The sequence below is a fragment of the Rhizobium sp. WSM4643 genome (assembly GCF_025152745.1).
Classification (GTDB): Bacteria; Pseudomonadota; Alphaproteobacteria; order Rhizobiales; family Rhizobiaceae; genus Rhizobium; species Rhizobium leguminosarum_I.
In genome coordinates this window covers 12,684-33,742 of the sequence record NZ_CP104040.1, presented here as the reverse complement: position 1 = coordinate 33,742, position 21,059 = coordinate 12,684, and the positions used below count along the sequence as shown (strand labels likewise).

General features: G+C 62.2%; 20 protein-coding genes. 18 read left to right on the top strand and 2 right to left on the bottom strand.

Going from position 1 to position 21,059, the window contains the following annotated elements; all coding sequences use genetic code 11:
• Nucleotides 1–8 precede the first annotated feature (8 nt).
• From mutS to murJ, 4 genes are all read left to right on the top strand, one after another.
• Complete coding sequence (gene mutS / locus N1937_RS00170) at nucleotides 9–2,735, top strand: DNA mismatch repair protein MutS (RefSeq protein ID WP_260057160.1); 2,727 nt, start codon at nucleotides 9–11, stop codon at nucleotides 2,733–2,735.
• Between the two features lie 9 nt (nucleotides 2,736–2,744).
• Nucleotides 2,745–3,020: a hypothetical protein gene (locus N1937_RS00165; protein WP_003544896.1), complete on the top strand. Its 276-nt coding sequence runs from the start codon at nucleotides 2,745–2,747 to the stop codon at nucleotides 3,018–3,020.
• Between the two features lie 126 nt (nucleotides 3,021–3,146).
• Entirely contained in the window at nucleotides 3,147–6,053 is a 2,907-nt protein-coding gene (locus N1937_RS00160) for a [protein-PII] uridylyltransferase (protein WP_260057159.1), read from the top strand.
• Between the two features lie 24 nt (nucleotides 6,054–6,077).
• Entirely contained in the window at nucleotides 6,078–7,655 is a 1,578-nt protein-coding gene (murJ, locus tag N1937_RS00155; RefSeq protein WP_222280038.1) for a murein biosynthesis integral membrane protein MurJ, read from the top strand.
• A 2-nt stretch (nucleotides 7,656–7,657) separates the two neighbouring features.
• On the opposite strand, the gene N1937_RS00150 is transcribed toward murJ, so the two are convergent.
• Nucleotides 7,658–8,014, bottom strand: a complete 357-nt coding sequence (locus tag N1937_RS00150; RefSeq protein ID WP_260057158.1) for an endonuclease domain-containing protein — start codon at nucleotides 8,012–8,014, stop codon at nucleotides 7,658–7,660.
• Between the two features lie 353 nt (nucleotides 8,015–8,367).
• On the bottom strand, nucleotides 8,368–8,796 hold the full coding sequence (locus N1937_RS00145) for a YcbK family protein (RefSeq protein WP_260057157.1): 429 nt from the start codon (nucleotides 8,794–8,796) through the stop codon (nucleotides 8,368–8,370).
• A gap of 187 nt (nucleotides 8,797–8,983) precedes the next feature.
• On the opposite strand from N1937_RS00145, the gene N1937_RS00140 reads away from it, so the two are divergent.
• The 14 genes from N1937_RS00140 to N1937_RS00075 all read left to right on the top strand — a co-directional run bounded on the left by N1937_RS00140 (nucleotide 8,984) and on the right by N1937_RS00075 (nucleotide 20,950).
• Complete coding sequence (locus N1937_RS00140; protein WP_170260410.1) at nucleotides 8,984–9,382, top strand: VOC family protein; 399 nt, start codon at nucleotides 8,984–8,986, stop codon at nucleotides 9,380–9,382.
• A 130-nt stretch (nucleotides 9,383–9,512) separates the two neighbouring features.
• A complete protein-coding gene (trpS, locus tag N1937_RS00135) occupies nucleotides 9,513–10,577 on the top strand; it encodes a tryptophan--tRNA ligase (protein ID WP_017966736.1) in 1,065 nt (354 codons plus the stop codon).
• An 85-nt stretch (nucleotides 10,578–10,662) separates the two neighbouring features.
• On the top strand, nucleotides 10,663–11,154 hold the full coding sequence (locus tag N1937_RS00130) for a universal stress protein (protein ID WP_003544884.1): 492 nt from the start codon (nucleotides 10,663–10,665) through the stop codon (nucleotides 11,152–11,154).
• 208 nt (nucleotides 11,155–11,362) lie between these two features.
• Nucleotides 11,363–11,929 (top strand): NifU family protein, encoded by a 567-nt coding sequence (locus N1937_RS00125; protein WP_012755783.1) that lies wholly within the window; start codon nucleotides 11,363–11,365, stop codon nucleotides 11,927–11,929.
• A gap of 88 nt (nucleotides 11,930–12,017) precedes the next feature.
• Nucleotides 12,018–12,680 carry a tRNA (adenosine(37)-N6)-threonylcarbamoyltransferase complex dimerization subunit type 1 TsaB gene (gene tsaB / locus N1937_RS00120; RefSeq protein WP_260057156.1) on the top strand — a complete coding sequence of 221 codons (663 nt, stop codon included), beginning with the start codon at nucleotides 12,018–12,020 and terminating at the stop codon, nucleotides 12,678–12,680.
• Nucleotides 12,677–13,177 (top strand): GNAT family N-acetyltransferase, encoded by a 501-nt coding sequence (locus tag N1937_RS00115; protein WP_017966733.1) that lies wholly within the window; start codon nucleotides 12,677–12,679, stop codon nucleotides 13,175–13,177. Before tsaB ends, N1937_RS00115 begins: the two co-directional genes overlap by 4 nt.
• Before the next feature lie 82 nt (nucleotides 13,178–13,259).
• Nucleotides 13,260–13,688, top strand: a complete 429-nt coding sequence (locus tag N1937_RS00110) for a Fur family transcriptional regulator (RefSeq protein ID WP_017966732.1) — start codon at nucleotides 13,260–13,262, stop codon at nucleotides 13,686–13,688.
• Nucleotides 13,689–13,715: 27 nt separating this feature from the next.
• Nucleotides 13,716–14,513: a lysophospholipid acyltransferase family protein gene (locus tag N1937_RS00105; protein ID WP_260057155.1), complete on the top strand. Its 798-nt coding sequence runs from the start codon at nucleotides 13,716–13,718 to the stop codon at nucleotides 14,511–14,513.
• Nucleotides 14,514–14,562: 49 nt separating this feature from the next.
• Nucleotides 14,563–15,972, top strand: coding sequence for a tRNA (N6-isopentenyl adenosine(37)-C2)-methylthiotransferase MiaB (gene miaB, locus N1937_RS00100; RefSeq protein WP_017966730.1), 1,410 nt, complete (start codon nucleotides 14,563–14,565; stop codon nucleotides 15,970–15,972).
• Nucleotides 15,973–15,990: 18 nt separating this feature from the next.
• A complete protein-coding gene (locus tag N1937_RS00095) occupies nucleotides 15,991–17,043 on the top strand; it encodes a PhoH family protein (RefSeq protein WP_017966729.1) in 1,053 nt (350 codons plus the stop codon).
• Nucleotides 17,043–17,558: an rRNA maturation RNase YbeY gene (ybeY, locus tag N1937_RS00090; RefSeq protein ID WP_017966728.1), complete on the top strand. Its 516-nt coding sequence runs from the start codon at nucleotides 17,043–17,045 to the stop codon at nucleotides 17,556–17,558. Before N1937_RS00095 ends, ybeY begins: the two co-directional genes overlap by 1 nt.
• The gene (locus tag N1937_RS00085; RefSeq protein WP_162115411.1) at nucleotides 17,555–18,700 is read left to right on the top strand and encodes a hemolysin family protein; all 1,146 of its coding nucleotides are present in this window, start codon (nucleotides 17,555–17,557) and stop codon (nucleotides 18,698–18,700) included. Before ybeY ends, N1937_RS00085 begins: the two co-directional genes overlap by 4 nt.
• A gap of 76 nt (nucleotides 18,701–18,776) precedes the next feature.
• Nucleotides 18,777–20,381: an apolipoprotein N-acyltransferase gene (lnt, locus tag N1937_RS00080; RefSeq protein ID WP_260057154.1), complete on the top strand. Its 1,605-nt coding sequence runs from the start codon at nucleotides 18,777–18,779 to the stop codon at nucleotides 20,379–20,381.
• A gap of 152 nt (nucleotides 20,382–20,533) precedes the next feature.
• Complete coding sequence (locus N1937_RS00075; protein WP_017966725.1) at nucleotides 20,534–20,950, top strand: helix-turn-helix domain-containing protein; 417 nt, start codon at nucleotides 20,534–20,536, stop codon at nucleotides 20,948–20,950.
• Nucleotides 20,951–21,059 lie beyond the last annotated feature (109 nt).

The window sequence follows — 21,059 nt, the reverse complement described above, 5'->3', positions numbered from 1 at the left end:
CCACCTCCGTGAACGCACGAATAGACACAGGGAATGAAGCCTTTTCGGCGGCCGAGCTTGCCACGGCGGAAAGCCGTGCCTCGGCGACGCCGATGATGGAGCAATTTATCGAGATCAAGGCGAACAATCCGGGTTCCCTGCTGTTCTATCGGATGGGCGACTTCTACGAGCTGTTCTTCGAGGATGCGCTGGAAGCCTCACGCGCGCTCGGCATCACGCTGACCAAGCGCGGCCAGCACATGGGCCAGGATATCCCGATGTGCGGCGTTCCGGTGCATGCGGCCGACGACTATCTGCAGAAGCTGATTTCGCTCGGCTTCCGCGTCGCCGTCTGCGAGCAGATCGAGGATCCCGCGGAAGCGAAGAAACGCGGCGCGAAATCCGTCGTCAGGCGCGACGTCGTCCGCCTCGTCACTCCCGGCACGATCACCGAGGAAAAGCTGCTTTCGCCCTCGGAATCCAACTATCTGATGGCGCTGACCCGCATTCGCGCCAGCGGCGAGGCCTTGCTGGCGCTTGCCTGGATCGATATTTCCACCGGCGTCTTCCGGCTTGCCGAGACCGAAGCCTCGCGGCTGCTTGCCGATATCCTGCGAATCGATCCGCGCGAACTTATCCTGCCCGACACCATCTTCCACGATCCCGAACTCAAGCCAGTCTTCGACGTGCTCGGCCGCACAGCCGTGCCGCAACCTTCCGTGCTCTTCGACAGCGCCAGCGCCGAAGGCCGGATCGCGCGGTATTTCGGCGTCGCGACGCTCGACGGCTTCGGCACCTTCTCGCGCGCCGAGCTGGCGGCGGCGGCCGCCGCAATCGCCTATGTCGAGAAGACGCAGATCGCCGAGCGGCCGCCGCTTGGAAAGCCGGAACGGGAAAGTGCGGCCTCGACGCTGTTCATCGATGCCGCCACCCGCGCCAATCTCGAGCTTGCCCGCACGCTGTCCGGCGATCGGAACGGTTCGCTCTTGAAGGCGATCGACCGCACCGTCACCGGCGGCGGCGCCAGGCTTCTCGCCGAGCGGCTGATGTCGCCGCTGACCGACCCCGCCCGCATCAACGCGCGGCTCGATTCGATCGGCTTCCTGATCGACGAACCCTTGCTCTGCGGCAATCTGCGCGACACGCTGAAACATGTTCCCGACATGCCGCGTGCGCTGTCTCGCCTGGCGCTCGACCGCGGCGGCCCGCGCGATCTCTCGGCGATCCGTCAAGGTCTTGACGCGGCGGGCGGAGTTGCGGCGATGCTCGGCAAGGCGATGCTGCCCGAAGAACTCGGCCAGGCTCTGTCCGAGCTGCAGGCCCTTCCCGCGGCCCTGGAAAAGCTGCTTGCCGAGACCCTCGCCGACGAATTGCCGCTGTTGAAACGCGATGGCGGTTTTCTTCGCGACGGCGCCAGTGCCGAGCTCGACGAGGTCCGGGCACTGCGCGACCAGTCGCGTCGCGTCATTGCCGGCCTGCAATTGCAATATGCCGAGGAGACCGGCATCCGGTCGCTGAAGATCAAGCACAACAACGTCCTCGGTTATTTCATCGAAGTCACCGCCGGCAATGCCTCGCCGATGACGGAGACGGCGGAGGCGAAGGCCCGCTTCATCCACCGCCAGACGATGGCGAACGCGATGCGCTTCACAACGACCGAACTTGCCGATCTCGAAAGCCGCATCGCCAATGCCGCCGACCGGGCGCTGACGATCGAGCTCGAAGCCTTCGACAGGATGACGGCGGCCGTCGTTGCGGAAGCCGAGGCGATCAAATCGGGCGCCCGGGCGCTTGCCGTCATCGACGTCGCCGCAGGCTTGGCGCTTCTCGCCGAGGAGCAGGCCTATTGCCGCCCGCAGGTCGACGGCTCGAAGATGTTTGCCATCGAGGGCGGGCGCCATCCGGTCGTCGAGCAGGCGCTACGGCGGCAGGCGGGCGGCCCCTTCGTCGCCAATCATTGCGATCTCTCGCCCAAGACCGGCGACCGGGACGGGGCGATCTGGCTGCTGACCGGCCCTAATATGGGCGGCAAGTCGACCTTCCTGCGCCAGAACGCGCTGATATCAATCCTGGCGCAGATGGGCTCCTTCGTGCCGGCGACATCGGCCCATATCGGCATCGTCGACCGGCTTTTCTCGCGCGTCGGCGCCTCCGACGATCTGGCGCGCGGGCGCTCGACCTTCATGGTCGAGATGGTGGAAACGGCGGCGATCCTCAACCAGGCGAGTGATCGTTCCCTCGTCATCCTCGACGAGATCGGCCGCGGCACCGCCACGTTCGACGGTCTGTCGATCGCCTGGGCCGCCGTTGAGCACCTGCATGAGGCCAACCGCTGCCGCGGGCTGTTCGCCACGCATTTCCATGAGCTGACCGTGCTTTCGGAAAAGCTTGGCCGGCTATCGAACGCGACGATGCGCGTCAAGGAATGGGACGGCGACGTCATCTTCCTGCACGAGGTCGGGCCGGGTGCGGCGGACCGCTCCTACGGCATCCAGGTCGCGCGGCTTGCCGGGCTTCCGGCCTCCGTCGTGGCGCGGGCCCGCGACGTGCTGACCCGTCTGGAAGATGCCGACCGCAAGAACCCGGCGAGCCAACTGATCGACGACCTGCCGCTTTTCCAGGTGGCGGTGCGCCGCGAGGAAACGGCCCGTGGGGCCTCCAAGGTAGAGGAGGCGTTGAAGACGATGAGCCTTGACGACATGACGCCGCGCGAGGCAATGGATGCGCTTTACGATCTCAAGAAGAAGCTGAAATAGGAGCGCGCCATGTTCATGGAAAAACTGGTTCGCGAAACCGAGCGCCTCTCGCTGATCTGCTCCATGCTCGACACGATGCGGCGCGCCGATAAGGACCGCAACGCGCGCGGCTGGACGTCGCCGATCGGCATGCTGAAAATCACCCGCTGCTGCGCTGTAATCTCGGAGCTCGGAACGTCGATCGCCAAGGCCGGCTATCGCGAATGCGACAGGCAGGCGCTTGAGGAGATCATGCGCGAGACACGGCAGGTGCTGCATCTGCTGAATGCGCGGGCTGCCGGCTGAGGAAAACCGGCGCCTTGCGTCAAAGCGACCTCGCCTCTTGACGCGAACCAACACCATTTCGCCAAATTTAAAGGTTCTTGCACTATCAAAGCCCGTGTCAATCGCCGGGCAAAGGGGCTATAGCGCATGCAGACGAAACAAGCGGCAGGCCGTGAACCGGCAGTCCGGCATGAACAGGAAACCGCCCCGGCGACAGCGATGCGCGACCTCGATTTCTCCAACATCCTCGACATCGAGCTCTTGCAGAAGCAGTGTGACGCCGTTGCCGAGGCCAACCGCAACCGACCCGACATCCTGCGCGCCGATCTTCTGGCGGTGCTGAAGAAGGCGAGCACGGAGGGCCGGCAGAAGGCGCGCGAGGCACTCATGGCCGACGGCGGCGGGCTGAATTGCGCCTACCGGATTTCCTGGCTGCAGGACCAGATCATCACCGTCCTCTACAATTTCGCCACCGCCCATATCTTTCCGCATCAGAAAAATAAGTTCGCGGTGACCGCCGTCGGTGGCTACGGCCGCGACACGCTGGCGCCCGGCTCGGATATCGACCTGCTCTTTCTCTTCTTGCCGAGGCCGGCGGAAGAGACGCACAAGGCGGTCGAATTCATGCTCTACGTGCTTTGGGACATGGGCTTCAAGGTCGGCCATGCCACCCGCACGGTGGAGGAGTGCATCGCGCTTTCCAAGTCCGACATGACGATCCGCACCGCCATCCTGGAGATGCGCTGCATCTGCGGCCTGCAGCGGCTGGGAACCGAGCTCGAGACCCGCTTCGACAAGGAAATCGTCACCGGCACCGGTCCCGAATTCATCGCCGCCAAGCTTGCCGAGCGCGACGAACGCCACCGCAAAGCGGGCGACACGCGTTATCTCGTCGAACCGAACGTCAAGGAAGGCAAAGGCGGGCTTCGCGACCTGCACACGCTGTTCTGGATCTCGAAATATTATTATCACGTGCGCGACCAGGCGGAGCTGGTCAAACTCGGCGTGCTGTCCAAGCACGAATACCGTCTGCTTGAGAAAGCCGACGATTTTCTCTGGGCGGTGCGCTGCCATATGCACTTTCTGACCGGCAAGGCCGAGGAGCGTCTGTCCTTCGACATCCAGCGCGAGATCGCCGAAGCCTTCGGCTATCATACGCGCCCGGGCCTTTCGGCCGTCGAGCGCTTCATGAAACACTATTTCCTTGTCGCCAAGGATGTCGGCGATCTCACGCGCATCCTTTGCGCTGCGCTTGAAGACCAGCAGGCGAAGGCGATCCCGGGCCTTACCGGCGTCATCAGCCGCTTCACCCATCGCAATCGCAAGATCGCCGGCAGCGTCGAATTCGTCGAAGACCGCGGCCGTATCGCGCTCGCCGACCCCGAGGTCTTCAAGCGCGATCCGGTCAACATCATCCGGCTCTTCCATGTCGCCGACATCAACGGGCTGGAATTCCATCCGGACGCGCTGAAACGCGTCACCCGTTCACTCGCCTTGATCGACACCAGCCTGCGGGAAAATGATGAGGCGAACCGCCTGTTCATGTCGATCCTGACGTCGAAGCGTGATCCGGCGCTCATCCTGCGACGGATGAACGAGGCCGGCGTGCTCGGCCGTTTTATCCCGGAATTCGGCAAAATCGTCGCGATGATGCAGTTCAACATGTATCATCACTATACGGTCGACGAACATCTGATCCGCACCGTCGACATTCTCTCCGAGATCGACAAGGGACGCGCCGAGGATCTGCATCCGCTCGCCAACAAGCTGATGCCCGGCATAGAGGATCGCGAGGCGTTGTATGTCGCCGTTCTCCTCCACGACATCGCCAAGGGCCGGCAGGAGGATCATTCGATCGCCGGCGCCCGCGTCGCCCGCAAGCTCTGCGCCCGCTTCGGCCTGTCGCAGAAGCAGACCGAGATCGTCGTCTGGCTGATCGAGGAACATCTGACCATGTCGATGGTGGCACAGACCCGCGACCTCACCGACCGCAAGACGATCACCGATTTCGCCGACCGCGTGCAGTCGCTCGACCGGCTGAAGATGCTCCTGATCCTGACGATCTGCGATATCCGCGCCGTCGGTCCGGGTGTGTGGAACGGCTGGAAGGGCCAGCTGCTGCGCACGCTCTATTATGAAACCGAGCTGCTGCTCGCCGGCGGCTTTTCAGAGGTCTCCCGCAAGGAGCGGGCCAATGCCGCCGCCGAGGCGCTGCGTTCAGCGCTCGCCGACTGGAGCCAGAAGGACCGCAATACCTATACCAAGCTGCACTACCAGCCCTATCTGCTCTCGGTGCCGCTGGAAGACCAGATCCGCCACGCCCACTTCATCCGCCAAGCCGATAAGGCGGGCCAAGCGCTCGCGACCACGGTGCGCACCGACAGTTTCCACGCGATCACCGAGATCACCGTGCTGTCGCCCGACCATCCGCGGCTGCTCGCCGTCATTGCTGGCGCTTGTGCCGCGGCCGGCGCCAACATCGTCGACGCCCAGATCTTCACCACATCGGACGGGCGGGCGCTCGACACCATCCATGTCAGCCGCGAATTTACCGACGATGCCGACGAGCTGCGGCGTGCGGCGACGATCGGACGGATGATCGAGGACGTGCTGTCCGGCCGCAAGCGGCTGCCCGAGGTCATCGCCACGCGCGCGCGCAACCGCAAGAAAAGCAAGGCTTTCGTCATTCCGCCGTCGGTCAACATCACCAACAGCCTGTCGAACAAGTTCACCGTCATCGAAGTCGAATGCCTCGACCGGCCGGGACTGCTGTCGGAGATCACCGCCGTGCTGTCCGATCTGTCGCTCGACATCCAGTCGGCCCGCATCACCACTTTCGGCGAGAAGGTGATCGACACCTTCTACGTCACCGATCTGGTCGGCCAGAAAATATCCGGCGACAGCAAGCGCGCCAACATCACCGCCCGGATGAAGGCCGTCATGGCCGAGGAGGAGGACGAGTTGCGCGAGCGCATGCCCTCCGGCATCATCGCGCCCGCCGCCACAGCCCGGACATCGCCCTCCACCGACAAGAAAGCCGGTTCCCCCGTATGAGCCAACACGCATGAGCCCAAACGCATGAGCCTCGTCAAGAAATTCGCGACCGTCGGCGGCGCCACCCTCGGGAGCCGCATCTTCGGCTTCGCCCGCGAAACGCTGATGGCCGCCGCCCTCGGCACCGGACCGATGGCCGACGTCTTCTACGCCGCCTTCCGCTTTCCGAACCTGTTCCGCCGGCTGTTTGCCGAGGGTGCCTTCAACGCCGCCTTCGTGCCGCTCTTTGCCAAGGAGATCGAGGCGAACGGCACGGACGGCGCCAAGCGCTTTTCGGAAGAAGTCTTCGGCGTGTTGTTTTCGGTGCTGCTCCTCATCACCATCGTGATGGAGCTTGCCATGCCGCTGTTGGTGCGCTTCGTCATCGCGCCGGGTTTTGCCGACGACCCCGACAAGTTCTCGATCACCATCCGCATGGCGGCGGTGATGTTTCCCTATCTGATGTGCATGTCGCTGACCGCAATGATGAGCGGCATGCTGAATTCGCTGCATCATTTCTTTGCCGCCGCCATCGCACCGGTCTTCCTCAACGTGGTGATGATCGGGGCGCTGTTTTATGCGCTTTATACCGGCGCCGATCCGCTGGCGACGGCGTGGTATCTCTCCTGGGGCGTTCTTGCCGCCGGCGTTCTGCAGCTCGCCGTCGTCTATGTCGGTGTGCTTGCGGCCGGCATGAGCATCGGCCTCCGTTTCCCGAAGATGACGCCGAATGTCAAGCGGCTGCTGATCCTGGCGGTGCCGGCTGCGGTGACGGGCGGCATCACCCAGATCAACCAGCTGATCGGCCAGGCGATTGCGTCGTCCCGCGACGGCGCGATCGCAGCGCTGCAATATGCCGACCGCATCTATCAGCTGCCGCTCGGCGTCGTCGGCGTCGCCGTCGGCGTGGTGCTTCTGCCGGAACTGGCCCGGGCGCTGAAGGGTGGCAACCTGCGCGAGGCCGGAAACCTGCAGAACCGCTCGATCGAATTCGTGCTGTTTCTGACGATCCCCGCTGCCTTCGCGCTCTGGATCCTGTCCGACGAGATCATCCGCGTGCTCTATGAGCGCGGCGCCTTCCATCAGGAAAACACCGCCGTCGTCGGCTCGATCCTGGCGATTTATGGCATCGGCCTGCCGGCCTTCGTGCTGATCAAGGCGCTGCAGCCCGGCTTCTATGCCCGCGAGGACACCAAGACGCCGATGCGCTTTTCGGCCATCGCGGTTGCGACCAACTGCGCCACCGCGCTCACCCTCTTCCCCTATATGGGCGCGCCCGGCATCGCGGTTGCCGAAGCTACCGCCGGCTGGATCAGCACCGTGCTGCTGTTCACCACGCTTTTGCGCCGTGGCCACCTGACATGGGAATGGGCGCTGGCAAAGCGCACCGCCCTGCTGATCGTCGCTGCGGCCGTGATGGGCGCTGCGATCGTCTTCCTCAAGCAGCACTGGGCGCCCTGGCTTGCTTCCGGCGCGCCGCTTATCACCAAGATCGGCACCCTCGGGCTGCTGATTGCGATCGCCATGCTGATCTATTTCGCCGCCGCTTTCCTGGTCGGCGGGGCAAATCTCGGCATGATCCGACGCAATCTGAACCGCAAGCCGGCGAAGACGGAAGGGTGAGCTTATTCGCCTCGATTTCGAAGTAGCGGCAGGATGGAAGCGCAGACGAAATCGAGGCTGTTTTCGACTTCATCGTTCCAAAAGCGAAGGATACGGAAGCCTTCGGCCTTGAAATGATCGTCGCGAACTGTGTCGGCTGCGTTCTCCGCATGCTGCGAGCCGTCGACTTCGATAATGATCTTAGCTTCGAAGCAAACAAAGTCGAGAATGTAGCGCCCCAGAGGCACCTGTCGTCTGAACTTGAAACCTTCGAGTTTCCGATCTCGAATGACCTGCCACAACATATTTTCCGCGCGCGTCGAATCCTTCCGCATCGCCTTGGCACGGCTTCGATTGATCGGCGGCGGTATGTGGCGCATCGCGTCCCTCCCTGCATCGCGCTCGACGATAGGGTATGCCCCCCCTCACCTGCAATTTCTAACACTTAGCTGAAGCTAAGATGTTGAAATTGCTTCCTCTCCCACAAGGGGAGAGGGGAAACGCCGGCGCTCGCCTCGAAATACCTCTCCCCCTGTGGGAGAGGATACAAAATCAAGATCTTAGCCGAAGGCTAAGTCTTAGATTTTGTTGGTGAGGGGAGTTTCGGTGCGTGTCGACGCCTCCCCATTGCCTTGGCCCGCACTGCGAGCCTCGCCCGTTCAATTGGCCGATATCATGATGGCTGCAATGGATAGGATAAACCGGAACGGGAAGAGGCGGCCGGATGGATCCTCTAGCAATCCACCCATCGTCGCTTCGGTCCGACGTCGACATGGATGATGCCGTTGCAATAGCTGCCGATGCCGCCTATGCCCGGCGCGCTTCTTGCGGCTGATATGATGGTGCGTTCCGACAGGCCGGGCATCCTGAAATCGGCCGCCAGACATGTCCCGTGCAGGGACCCGTGGCGGCGGGGATGCGGCCTGTGGCCCGAGGTTATCACCGGGCGGCGGCCGGTCTTCGCAGCAATATACGACAGGACCGTTCGCAGGCGCTCGGGAAAGCAGCCGGCACGAACGCTGACAGTCTGGACCGTGTAGGCGAGGCGTGCCTGATGTTTTGGAAGATGAACGGCATGCCTTTTCATGTCTTGACCGACGGCACCGGTTGCTGATTGTAGGGCGAAAAGGCCTGCCATGGCGAGCAAAGTTGCGTTCTGCATGGTCCCTCCGATCGGCTATCGCAGCAACCCATCGGCGCCGGTGCCAAGCGGCGGATTCTCAGTTCAAAAAAAGCTTTTTTGTGAAATTTTATACTCCATTATGAGTAAAACGGTTGATCAATTCGGCTTAAAAACCGGGATATCGCCGCTCAAAACTGGAATAAACATCTCAAACGCGAGGCAACACATGATGATCCAATCTCTTTTCCTCGTCACTCTCGTCGTCGACGACTACGACCGCGCCAAGGCCTTCTATTGCGACGGCCTCGGTTTCGACTGCCTTCAGGACGGGCCGCAGCCGGAGGGCAAGCGCTGGGTGGTGGTGAAGCCAAGGGGTGGGGACGGCGCCGCTTTTCTGCTGGCGCAGGCGGCAGACGAGACGCAGCGCGCGGCCATCGGCAATCAGACCGGCGGGCGTGTCGGCTTCTTTCTGAAGACCGACGATTTCGCCCGCGACCATGCCGCCATGCTGGCGGCCGGCATACGCTTTCTGGAAGAGCCGCGTCACGAGGTTTACGGCACGGTGGCCGTCTTTGCGGATCCCTACGGCAACACTTTCGATCTGATCCAGCACACTGCCGCCTGACCCCCTTGATTGCGACCGGTTGCCCGTGCATAAGCCGCGGCGTTAGCAATATGGGCGAAAAGCCCTGCTGCATTCTGCAGCAATTTAAACCATGACAGCGTGGGCCCTCCACCAGCCTATTGAGGACGACATGAACGAATTCAAGAAACTCGTATTCTCCGGCGTACAGCCGACCGGCAATCTGCATCTCGGCAATTATCTCGGCGCGATCCGCCGGTTCGTGGCGCTGCAGGAAGGCAACGACTGCATCTATTGCGTCGTCGACATGCATGCGCTCACCGCCCAACTCGTGCACGAGGACATGCCGAGCCAGACGCGCTCGATCGCGGCTGCCTTCATCGCCGCCGGCATCGATCCGGAAAAGCATATCGTCTTCAATCAGTCGGCCGTGCCGCAGCATGCCGAACTCGCCTGGATCTTCAACTGCGTCGCCCGCATGGGCTGGATGAACCGGATGACGCAGTTCAAGGACAAGGCCGGCAAGGACCGTGAACAGGCCTCGCTCGGCCTTTACGCCTATCCAAGTCTGATGGCTGCCGACATTCTCGTCTATCGCGCCACCCATGTGCCTGTTGGTGAGGACCAGAAGCAGCATCTGGAGCTTGCCCGCGACATCGCGATGAAGTTCAACCTCGACTATGCCGAGCATATCAGCAGGACCGGATACGGCGTCGATATCACCGTCGGCAACGAGCCGGTGCATGCCTATTTCCCGATGGTCGAGCCGCTGATCGGCGGACCGGCGCCGCGTGTCATGTCGCTGCGCGACGGCACCAAGAAAATGTCGAAGTCGGACCCTTCCGACCTCTCGCGCATCAACCTGATGGACGACGAGGACGCGATCTCGAAGAAGATCCGCAAAGCCAAGACCGATCCGGACGGCTTGCCGAGCGAGATCGACGGGCTGCAGGGCCGTCCGGAAGCCGACAATCTGGTGGCGATCTATGCCGCACTCGCCGACAAGTCGAAGGCGGACGTGCTTGCCGAATTCGGCGGCCAGCAATTCTCCGTCTTCAAGCCGGCGCTGGTCGACCTGGCGATCAACGTACTCGCGCCGATCACCGGCGAGATGCGCCGGCTGATGGACGATACCAGCCATATCGACGCGATCCTGCGCAAGGGTGGCGAGCGCGCAAGAGCGCGCGCCGAGGTGACGATGCGCCAGGTGCGCGACGTCATCGGCTTCCTCTATTGAGAGTGATCCCCCTTCTCCCTGTCGCGGGGGGAAGCGGAAAAACTGGACTTGCAAATTTTCCGCTTCGGGTGTCAGAGTCCGCGCCATGGTATCGAAGCGACTCTCACGGCTCGAAGGTCACCGCCGCAAATTCATGGCGGTAATCGACGGCACACCGGAATGCCAACGCGCCGTTCATTATGCCGGCCGGCGCGCGAAGAATTCCAATGGCGGGCTGGTGCTGCTCTACGTGATCCCCGATGGAGATTTCCAGCAATGGCTCGGCGTCGAAGAGATCATGCGGGCCGAAGCGCGCGAAGAGGCCGAGGCGGTGGTTGCCAAGATCGCCCAGATCGTGCGCGAGACGATCGGCATCGAGCCTGAGGTCGTCATCCGCGAGGGCGGTGCTGCCGAACAGATCAATGCCGTGATCGAGGAAGACCGCGATGTGGCGATCCTGGTTCTGGCTGCGGGTTCGGCAAAGGAAGGTCCAGGGCCGCTGGTCTCCTCGGTCGCCGGCCGCGCGGCGGCGTTTCCGATCCCGGTCACCGTGCTGCCGGATACGCTGACCAACGAGGAAATCGACGCCCTCTGCTAACGAAACATGCGAGCGGTTTCGGACGACATCATGCTCTAACTCTTTACATTAGAACAGGATTCTAGTTTCAGGCCGACCGGGCCTGAAATCGTACCGTCCCCGCATTTCTTGAGTACAAGTCTCTTGATTAGAGCCGTCAATCGGCTTATCTTCTTTTGAAGAATTCTAAAGACGGCCGAGGCCCTGGGCCGGCCGCATGGAGAACCAGATGTTCATTCAGACCGAAGCCACGCCGAACCCCGCCACGCAGAAGTTCCTGCCGGGCAAGGTGGTGATGGAAAACGGCACGGCCGAGTTCCGCAGCACCGAGGAGGCTCAAGCCTCTCCGCTCGCTGCCCGCCTGTTCGAAATATCAGGCGTCACCGGCGTCTATTTCGGCTATGATTTCATTTCCGTCTCCAAGGACAATGCCGACTGGCAGCATCTTAAGCCGGCTATCTTAGGCTCGATCATGGAGCACTTCATGTCCGGCAAGCCGGTCATGGGCGATGCCTCCATCCTTTCCGAAGACGCCGATGCCGGCGACGAATTCTTCGACGAAGGCGATGAATCGATCGTGCTGACCATCAAGGAGCTTCTGGAGACCCGCGTGCGCCCGGCCGTTGCCCAGGACGGCGGCGACATCACCTTCCGCGGCTTCAAGGACGGCAAGGTCTACCTGAACATGAAGGGCTCCTGCGCCGGCTGCCCGTCTTCGACGGCAACGCTGAAGCACGGCGTGCAGAACCTGCTGCGCCATTTCGTTCCGGAAGTGCAGGAAGTGATTGCCGCTTAAAAATCTTGAATTCGTCCCGCCGTTCATCTCAGGTTCGGCCGAACGGATTTATCGATAGGCGACACTGGTTTATTCGGAAATTGATGGCATGATCATTCTGGCGCTCGACACGGCGGGTGTGGACTGCGCTGCCGCCGTCTATGACAGCGGCAGGGATACGGTGCTGGGGGAGGCATCGGACATGATCGGCAAGGGGCATGCTGAACATCTGATTGGTATCGTCGATCGCGCGCTGAACCAGGCGGGACTGGCGCTTTCTCATATCGACCGCCTTGCCGTCACCATCGGTCCCGGCTCCTTTACCGGCATCCGCGTCGGCGTTGCCGCAGCCCGCGGTTTTGCGCTCTCCCTCAATGTTCCCGCCGTCGGCATCACCACGCTCGAAGTCATGGCATCAGCCCAGCGCGACAAGACGCCTCATCGCGCCGTGCTGGCGGCGATGGATGCCAAGCGGGACGAAATCTACCTCCAGTCCTTCGCAGCCGACGGTTCGTCCCTCGACGCGCCAAGGGCGGTCAGCATTGCTGAAGCGCAGGCTTTTGCCGCCGGCTTCGACGGCGAGATCACCGGTTCGGCGACGCCCCTCCTCAAGGCCGACGCCCTCGGCGATCACACCAACAGGTTCCCGATCTCTGTGGTGGCGCGCCTGGGCGCTGCCGCCTCCCCCGATGCCGGAAAGCCGAAACCCCTCTATCTGCGCGGACCCGATGCCAAGCCGCAGGCCGGGTATGCGATTACGCGACGAGTATGACGATGCTGGAATCCTATCTGACGCTGAAACCGGAATTCGAGATCATCGCCATGGAGCGTGAGGATTGCCGCGATGTCGCCCTCCTGCACGGCGAGCGGTTTGCCCGCCCCTGGGGCGACGGTGAATTTCACGGCCTGCTGATGCAGGACACCGTGTTCGGCTTCGTTGCGCGCCAGACCAATGCCATCCTGAAAAAGCCGCTTCCGGGGTTCATCCTCGCCCGCCATGTTGCCGGCGAGGCGGAGATCCTGACGATTGCCGTGCAGGCGAAGGTCGCTCGCGCCGGACTGGGCTGGCGGCTGATGCAGGCGGCGATGCGGGAAGCACGCGCGCGCGGCGGCGAGAGCATGTTTCTCGAGGTCGACAACGGCAATACGGCAGCACTTGGCCTCTACCGCAAGCTCGGCTTCGAAAAGGTCGGCGAACGCCAGGGTTACTACAGACAGGAAAACGGCGCCCTCTCCACGGCGCTTGTCATGAAGCGCGTTCTTCGGTAGTTCCCTGGCAGCGAGATGACCTGCAGGCCGGCGCAAATGCCGTGCGGCGTTGTCGAAACATGAATATCTCTATAGGCGGGCGATGACCGATGTAGCCAAGACCCTTGAGGAGCTTTGCACCGAACGCGGCATGCGCATGACCGAGCAGCGCCGGGTGATCGCGCGCATCCTGGAAGAGTCGGAAGACCATCCCGACGTCGAAGAACTCTACCGCCGCTCGGTGAAGGTCGATGCGAAGATCTCGATCTCGACCGTCTATCGCACCGTGAAACTGTTCGAGGATGCCGGCATTATCGCCCGGCATGACTTCCGCGACGGGCGCTCGCGCTACGAAACGGTGCCGGAAGAGCATCACGACCACCTCATCGACCTGAAGACCGGCACGGTCATCGAATTCCGCTCGCCGGAGATCGAGGCGCTGCAGGAGCGCATCGCCCGCGAGCACGGCTTCCGGCTGGTCGACCACCGTCTGGAGCTCTACGGCGTTCCGCTGAAAAAAGAAGATCTCTGAAGCGATGGCAGCCCGGGAGACCAGCATTTGATCGCCTGGCTGCGCATCGCCTTCGCCGCGGTCGTCATCCTTGCCGTCAGCCTCATGCTCATGCCGCTGCAGATCCTGGCGCTGCGGTTCGACTGGCGGCTACGCCGCCGGCTTCCGCGCGCCTGGCACCGTGTCGTCTGCTATTGTCTCGGCATTCGCGTCCGCGTGAGCGGCAAGCTGGAAGACCGCCGGCCGCTGATGCTCTGTTCCAACCATTCCTCCTGGCTTGACATCATGGTGCTGTCGGCCGTTGCCGACGTCGTCTTCATCGCCAAGATCGAGGTGCGCGACTGGCCGATCTTCGGCACGCTCGCCAAGCTGCAGAAGAGCGTCTTCGTGGTGCGCGAGGAACGGCGCAAGACCGGTCATCAGGCAAACGAGATCGCCGGACGCATGGCCGACGGTGAGATCGTCGTGCTCTTTCCCGAGGGCACGACCTCGGACGGCAACCGGGTGCTGGAGGTCAAGTCCTCGCTGTTCGGCGCCGCCGCGATGGCCGTGCCTTATTCGCCGACGGGGACGGTCGTGGTGCAGCCGGTCGCGGTTGCCTATACCAGGGTGCACGGCATCGCCATGGGGCGTTATCATCGGCCGCTCGCCGCCTGGCCGGGTGATATCGAGCTGCTGCCGCATCTCATCGACATCGTTCGCTGCGGCGCCATCGACGCCGAGGTTTCCTTCGGCGAGGCGGTGGATTACCGCGCCGATACCAGCCGCAAGGAAGTGAGCGCGACGATCGCCTTGCGCATCCGCAACCTCCTGAACAGCCGCCTGCGCGGGCGGGAAATCTCCTGAAACAAGATTTCGATTTTCTCCGGCGGCAAAAACCACTAAATAGCGCGCCATGACACAGGACAGCGCCCTTCTCCAGGCCCCGGAATCGACACCCCGCGATGGCAGCAACAACCGCAAGGTCTTCATCAAGACCTATGGTTGCCAGATGAACGTCTACGATTCCATGCGCATGAGCGATGCGCTCGCCCGCGACGGTTATGAGCCGACGGAAGATATGGAAGAGGCGGACCTCGTTCTGCTCAACACCTGCCATATCCGTGAAAAAGCAGCCGAGAAGGTCTATTCGGCGCTCGGACGGCTGCGCGAGATGAAAAAGAAGAAGGCGGCTGACGGACGGGAGATGATGATCGGCGTTGCCGGCTGTGTCGCCCAGGCCGAAGGCGAGGAGATCTTGCGCCGCGCACCCGCCGTCGACGTCGTCATCGGCCCGCAGACCTACCACCGCCTGCCGGAGGCGCTGCGCCGGGCCAAACAAGGCCAGCGCGTCGTCGATACGGAATATGCGATTGAGGACAAGTTCGAGCATCTGCCGATCGCCGAGAGCCGAAAGATCCGCGCCCGTGGCGTCACCGCCTTCCTGACGGTGCAGGAGGGCTGCGACAAGTTCTGCACCTTCTGCGTCGTGCCCTATACACGCGGCTCGGAAGTGTCGCGGCCGGTTTCCCAGATCGTCGAGGAAGCCGAAAAGCTCGCCGACAGCGGGGTGCGCGAGATCACCCTGCTCGGGCAGAACGTCAATGCCTGGCACGGCGCCGGGAGCCAAGGCGAGGCATGGAGCCTCGGCGACTTGCTTTATCGCCTGGCCGAAATCCCCGGCCTTGCGCGGCTGCGCTATACCACAAGCCACCCGCGCGACATGGACGACCGGCTGATCAACGCTCATCGCGACCTCCGGGCGCTGATGCCCTATCTGCATCTGCCGGTGCAATCGGGCTCGGACCGCATCCTGAAAGCAATGAACCGGCGTCACACGGCGGCCGAATATCTGGCGTTGATCGAGCGCATCCGCACGGTGCGGCCTGACATCGCCCTGTCGGGCGATTTCATCACCGGCTTTCCGGGGGAGACAGATAAGGATTTTGAGGATACACTAAGGCTTGTGGAGGAGGTCCGTTATGCACAGGCCTTCTCGTTCAAATACTCGACACGGCCGGGCACACCCGGCGCGGAACTGAAGGACCAGGTGCCGGAAAAAATCAAGGCAGAACGGCTGGAACGCCTGCAAATGCTTCTCCTGAAGCAGCAGCAGGAATTTGCCGAATCCTGCATCGGCAAGGAGATCGACCTGTTGCTCGAAAAGCCCGGTCGCATGCCGGAACAACTAATCGGACGTTCTCCCTGGCTTCAATCAGTGAATGTTGATGCAAAAGCATCGCAAATCGGTGACATTATTAAAGTGCGAATCACCGGAACCGGAACAAACAGCCTGTTTGCCGAACGCGCAGAGGCTGCGGTTTAACCTAAGGAGCCCGACCGCTTGAACGGACAAGAACTGGTTTCTTCTTCACCGCGCCACCCCCGCACGCCGAGCGACACCAATCACTTCGTCCTGACGTTCGAGAACAACCGGTTCGCCAGCGAGCTGTTCGGGCAATTCGACCAGAACCTCAAGCTACTCGAGCAACGGCTCAATATCGATGCGCGGGCGCGCGGCAATTCCGTCGTCATCACAGGCGATGTCGTGACCACCAATCAGGCGCGGCGCACGCTCGACTATCTCTATGAAAAACTTCAGAAAGGCGGCAGCGTGGAACGATCCGACGTCGAGGGAGCAATCCGCATGGCGGTCGCCGCCGACGACCAGCTCAGCCTTCCCACAATGGAACGCAAGGCCAAGCTGACGATGGCGCAGGTTTCGACACGCAAGAAGACGATCATCGCCCGCACGCCGACGCAGGACGCCTATATCAGGGCGCTGGAACGCGCCGAGCTCGTCTTCGGCGTTGGCCCGGCCGGCACCGGCAAGACCTATCTTGCCGTCGCGCATGCCGCCCAGTTGCTGGAGCGCGGTGCGGTCGAAAAGATCATCCTGTCGCGTCCGGCGGTCGAGGCCGGCGAGCGCCTCGGCTTCCTGCCCGGTGACATGAAGGAAAAGGTCGATCCCTATCTTCGCCCGCTCTATGACGCACTCTACGACATGATCCCCGCCGACAAGGTCGACCGGGCGATCACTGCCGGCGTCATCGAAATCGCGCCGCTCGCCTTCATGCGCGGCCGCACGCTCGCCAACGCCGCCATCATCCTCGACGAAGCGCAAAACACGACATCTATGCAGATGAAGATGTTCCTGACGCGTCTCGGCGAGAATGCGCGCATGATCGTTACCGGCGACCCGAGCCAGATCGACCTGCCACGCGGCGTCAAATCCGGCCTCGTCGAGGCCTTGCAGCTTCTGAACGGCGTCGAGGGCATCTCGATCGTGCGCTTCAAGGATACCGACGTCGTCCGCCATCCGCTGGTCGGGCGCATCGTCAGGGCCTATGATTCCACCTATGCCGTCGAAACCGAAGACGTCAGCCGGCAGGACTAATGGCCGAACTCGATATCCAGATCAGCGTCGAGGACATCGGCTGGCCCGGCGAAGAAACGCTGCAGTCGTTTTGCGAACGCGTGCTCAGTGCCGCGGCAATCTATCTCCGCGACAGCGAGAAGCAGCCCTTCCCGACGATGCCGCCCGAGGTTTCGCTTGTCTTTACCGACGATGCCTCGATCCAGGACATCAACGCCGAATGGCGCGGCAAGGACAAGGCGACCAACGTGCTCTCCTTTCCCGCCTTTCCGGTTCGGCCCGGCAAGATGCCCGGTCCGATGCTCGGCGACATCATCATCGCCCGGGAGACGGTGGAGCGGGAAGCGACCGAGCTCGAAAAGAGCTTCGACGACCACCTGACCCATCTTCTGGTGCACGGTTTCTTGCATCTTCTCGGCTACGATCATATGAATAGTACCGAAGCCGAAATTATGGAGGGGCTGGAGACTCGCATTTTGGCGCAGCTCGGCCTATCTGATCCTTACGAGGGTCAAGACCTTAAAATGGAACCATGAGCGACTTTACGACGAAGCCGGCGGCAGACGCCAAGGACTCCGAGCCATCCTCCTCTTCGGACGAGGCAGGCAGTAGTAGTCGGCCATCCGGCCGATCCCAATCCTTCTGGTCGCGCGCCGCGCGCATCCTTCGCCCGCAGCAGGGCTCGCGACTGCGCGAGGATCTCGCCGACGCGCTGATGACCGATGCGGCCGGCGACGACGCCTTTTCGCCCGACGAACGGGCGATGCTCAACAACATCCTGCGCTTTCGCGAAGTGCGCGTCGCCGACGTGATGGTGCCGCGCGCCGATATCGAGGCGGTCGACCAGAACATCACCATCGGCGAGTTGATGATCCTCTTCGAGGAATCCGGCCGCTCGCGCATGCCTGTCTATGCCGATACGCTCGACGATCCGCGCGGCATGGTGCATATCCGCGATCTGCTCTCCTATATCGCCAAGCAGGCGCGCAACAAACGCCGCGGCCCGACGAAACCGGCCGCTGTCTTGCCGGCGATCGAGGTTGCGCCCGAAAACATCCAGAAGACCACGCGTTCGGCCAAGCAGAATTTCGATCTCGCCCGCGTCGACCTGCAAAAGACGCTGGCCGAGGCCGGCATCATCCGCAAGATCCTGTTCGTGCCGCCGTCGATGCTGGCGTCCGACCTGTTGCGCCGGATGCAGGTGAACCGCACGCAGATGGCGCTCGTCATCGACGAATATGGCGGCACCGACGGGCTTGCCTCGCATGAAGACATCGTCGAGATGGTGGTCGGCGACATCGACGACGAACATGACGATGACGAAGTGATGTTCAAGCGGGTCGCCGAAGACGTCTTCATCGCCGACGCCCGCGTCGAACTGGAAGAGATCGCCGCAGCGATCGGACCGGATTTCGACATCAGCGAGCAGGTCGACGAGGTCGATACGCTGGGCGGCCTGATCTTCTCGGCGCTCGGCCGCATTCCGGTGCGCGGCGAAGTCGTCCAGGCACTGCCGGGCTTCGAATTCCACATCCTCGACGCCGATCCGCGCCGCATCAAACGGCTGCGCATTACCCGCAAGCGCCACGCGGTTCGCCGCCGCGCCAAGACGGATGGCGACATCGCTCCCGGCTCCGAGGCCGGCGAAGACCGGCCGGCGGAATCGACCGCCAACTAACAGGACCTAACGGGACAAAGAGCCGCTTTTTTGAAAGACTGCGGATGGGTTGATTCGCGGTTTGATGGGAGTGCGCATGGAGCGGCTTGCGGACAGGGCTATCCTCGTCTGGGGTTTCAAACGGTCGCTGCTGACCATCGCCGCCGGGGCATTCGCGGTTCTGGCGCTGCCGCCCTTTGGCTTTTTCGCGGCAATGTTCGTTTCCTTCACGCTGCTTGTCTGGCTGATCGACGGGGCGGCGGCTTCGCCTGAGAGCGGCCTGATCGGCAGGCTGTGGCCGGCGTTCACCACCGGCTGGCTGTTCGGCTTCGGCTATTTCGTCGCCGGCCTCTGGTGGCTCGGCCATGCGCTGCTGGTCGATCAGGAAGAATTCGCGTGGGCGCTGCCGCTGGCAATCCTCGGCCTGCCGGCCTGTCTTGCGATCTTCTACGGGCTGGCGGCCGCCCTTGCCCGCATCGTCTGGTCTGATGGCATGGGGCGGATCGCCGCGCTTGCGGCAGGCTTCGGGCTGATGGAGTGGCTTCGAAGCGTGATCCTCACCGGCTTTCCCTGGAACGCCATCGGCTACGGCATGATGCCGGTTCCGCTGATGATGCAGTCGGCGCATGTGATCGGGGCGACGGGGGTGACGGCCCTCGCCGTCTTCGTCTTTTCTGCGCCTGCCCTTGCCGGGACGCGGCAAGGCGCGCGGCCGGGAATCGCGCTCGCCGTCCTGCTCTTTGCCGCCCATCTCGGTTATGGCGCTTATGCTCTCTATCTCGCGCCCCGGCCGGACACATTGCCGGAGGACAAGCGGCCGGTGGTGCGGTTGGTGCAGCCGGCGATCGACCAGGCGGCGAAGATGGACAACGACGCCGACCGCGCCGCGATCTTCGAGACGCATCTGAAGCTTTCGGCTGAAGCACCGAAAAATGGCGGACGCAAACCCGATATCATCGTCTGGCCGGAAACCTCGATCCCCTTCATCCTGACCGACAACCAGGATGCGCTGACGCGGATCGCCGATACGCTCGATGACAACCAGGTGCTGATCGCCGGCGCCGTCCGCGCCGAGGAGATGGGACCGGGCATTCCGACGCGCTATTATAATTCCATCTACGTGATCGACGGCCGCGGCCAGATCATCGGCGCCTCCGACAAGATGCATCTGGTGCCTTTCGGCGAATACCTGCCCTTCGAGGACGTGCTCACCGAATTCGGCATCCAGAACGTCGTCGAAATACCGGGAGGATTTTCGGCCGCGGCAAGCCGGCACCTGCTGACGCTGCCCGGCGGCCTCAATCTCTATCCGCTGATCTGCTACGAGATCATTTTCCCCGACGAAATGACCGGCGACATCAAAGACGCCAACGCGATCCTCAATATCACCAATGACGCCTGGTTCGGCGCGACGCCCGGCCCCTACCAGCATTTCCAGCAGGCGCGAGTACGGGCTGTTGAAACCGGCATGCCGCTGATTCGTGATGCCAATAGCGGCATTTCAGCGCTGGTGAACGCCCATGGGGAAATTATTGCGGGCCTCGATCTTGGGGAAACCGGCTTCATCGATGCAACGCTCGATAGCATCGGCGCGGGACTCGGAACGACATACCCCCAGCAAACATACTTCTGGTTGACCGAGGCGTTGCTGATTCTGATTGCGCTAATTTCTCGCAGGGGTTTTATTTCCGGGTTGAATTGACCAAAAACCCCTAAAATTGCATAGTGATGACAATCGGCGTTCTTAACGTATGTTCGAAGGTGGGTTCCTCACCTCTTGCAACGTGGCGTTTTGGGATGGATCTGGGGCATGCCGGTTAGAAACAGGTTGAAATTCTTAGCTAGGGCACGACCATGATTGAAAACAAAAAGAAGCCGAATCCGATCGACATCCATGTTGGCAGCCGTATTCGCCTCCGTCGTACGATGCTGGGCATGAGCCAGGAAAAGCTTGGCGAAAGCCTTGGCATCACCTTCCAGCAGATCCAGAAATACGAAAAGGGCACCAACCGCGTCGGCGCAAGCCGTCTGCAGAACATCTCGAACATCCTCAATGTTCCGGTGTCGTTTTTCTTCGAGGACGCGCCCGGCGAACATTCTGCCGGCGGCGGCGGCATGGAAGCCTCCAGCTCGAATTACGTCGTCGATTTCCTGTCTTCCTCGGAAGGACTGCAGCTCAACCGCGCCTTCGTCAAGATTTCCGATCCCAAGGTTCGCCGCAAGGTCGTGGAGCTGGTGAAAGCCTTGGCGGCTGAAGCCGACGCCGACTGAACCAAGACCGGTGCAGAATTCGAAAGGCGGTCGAAAGGCCGCCTTTTTTGCGTTTTTGGGGCAAAATTTGTCACTTTGCCACAGATATAAAGATATATTTATGTCCTTC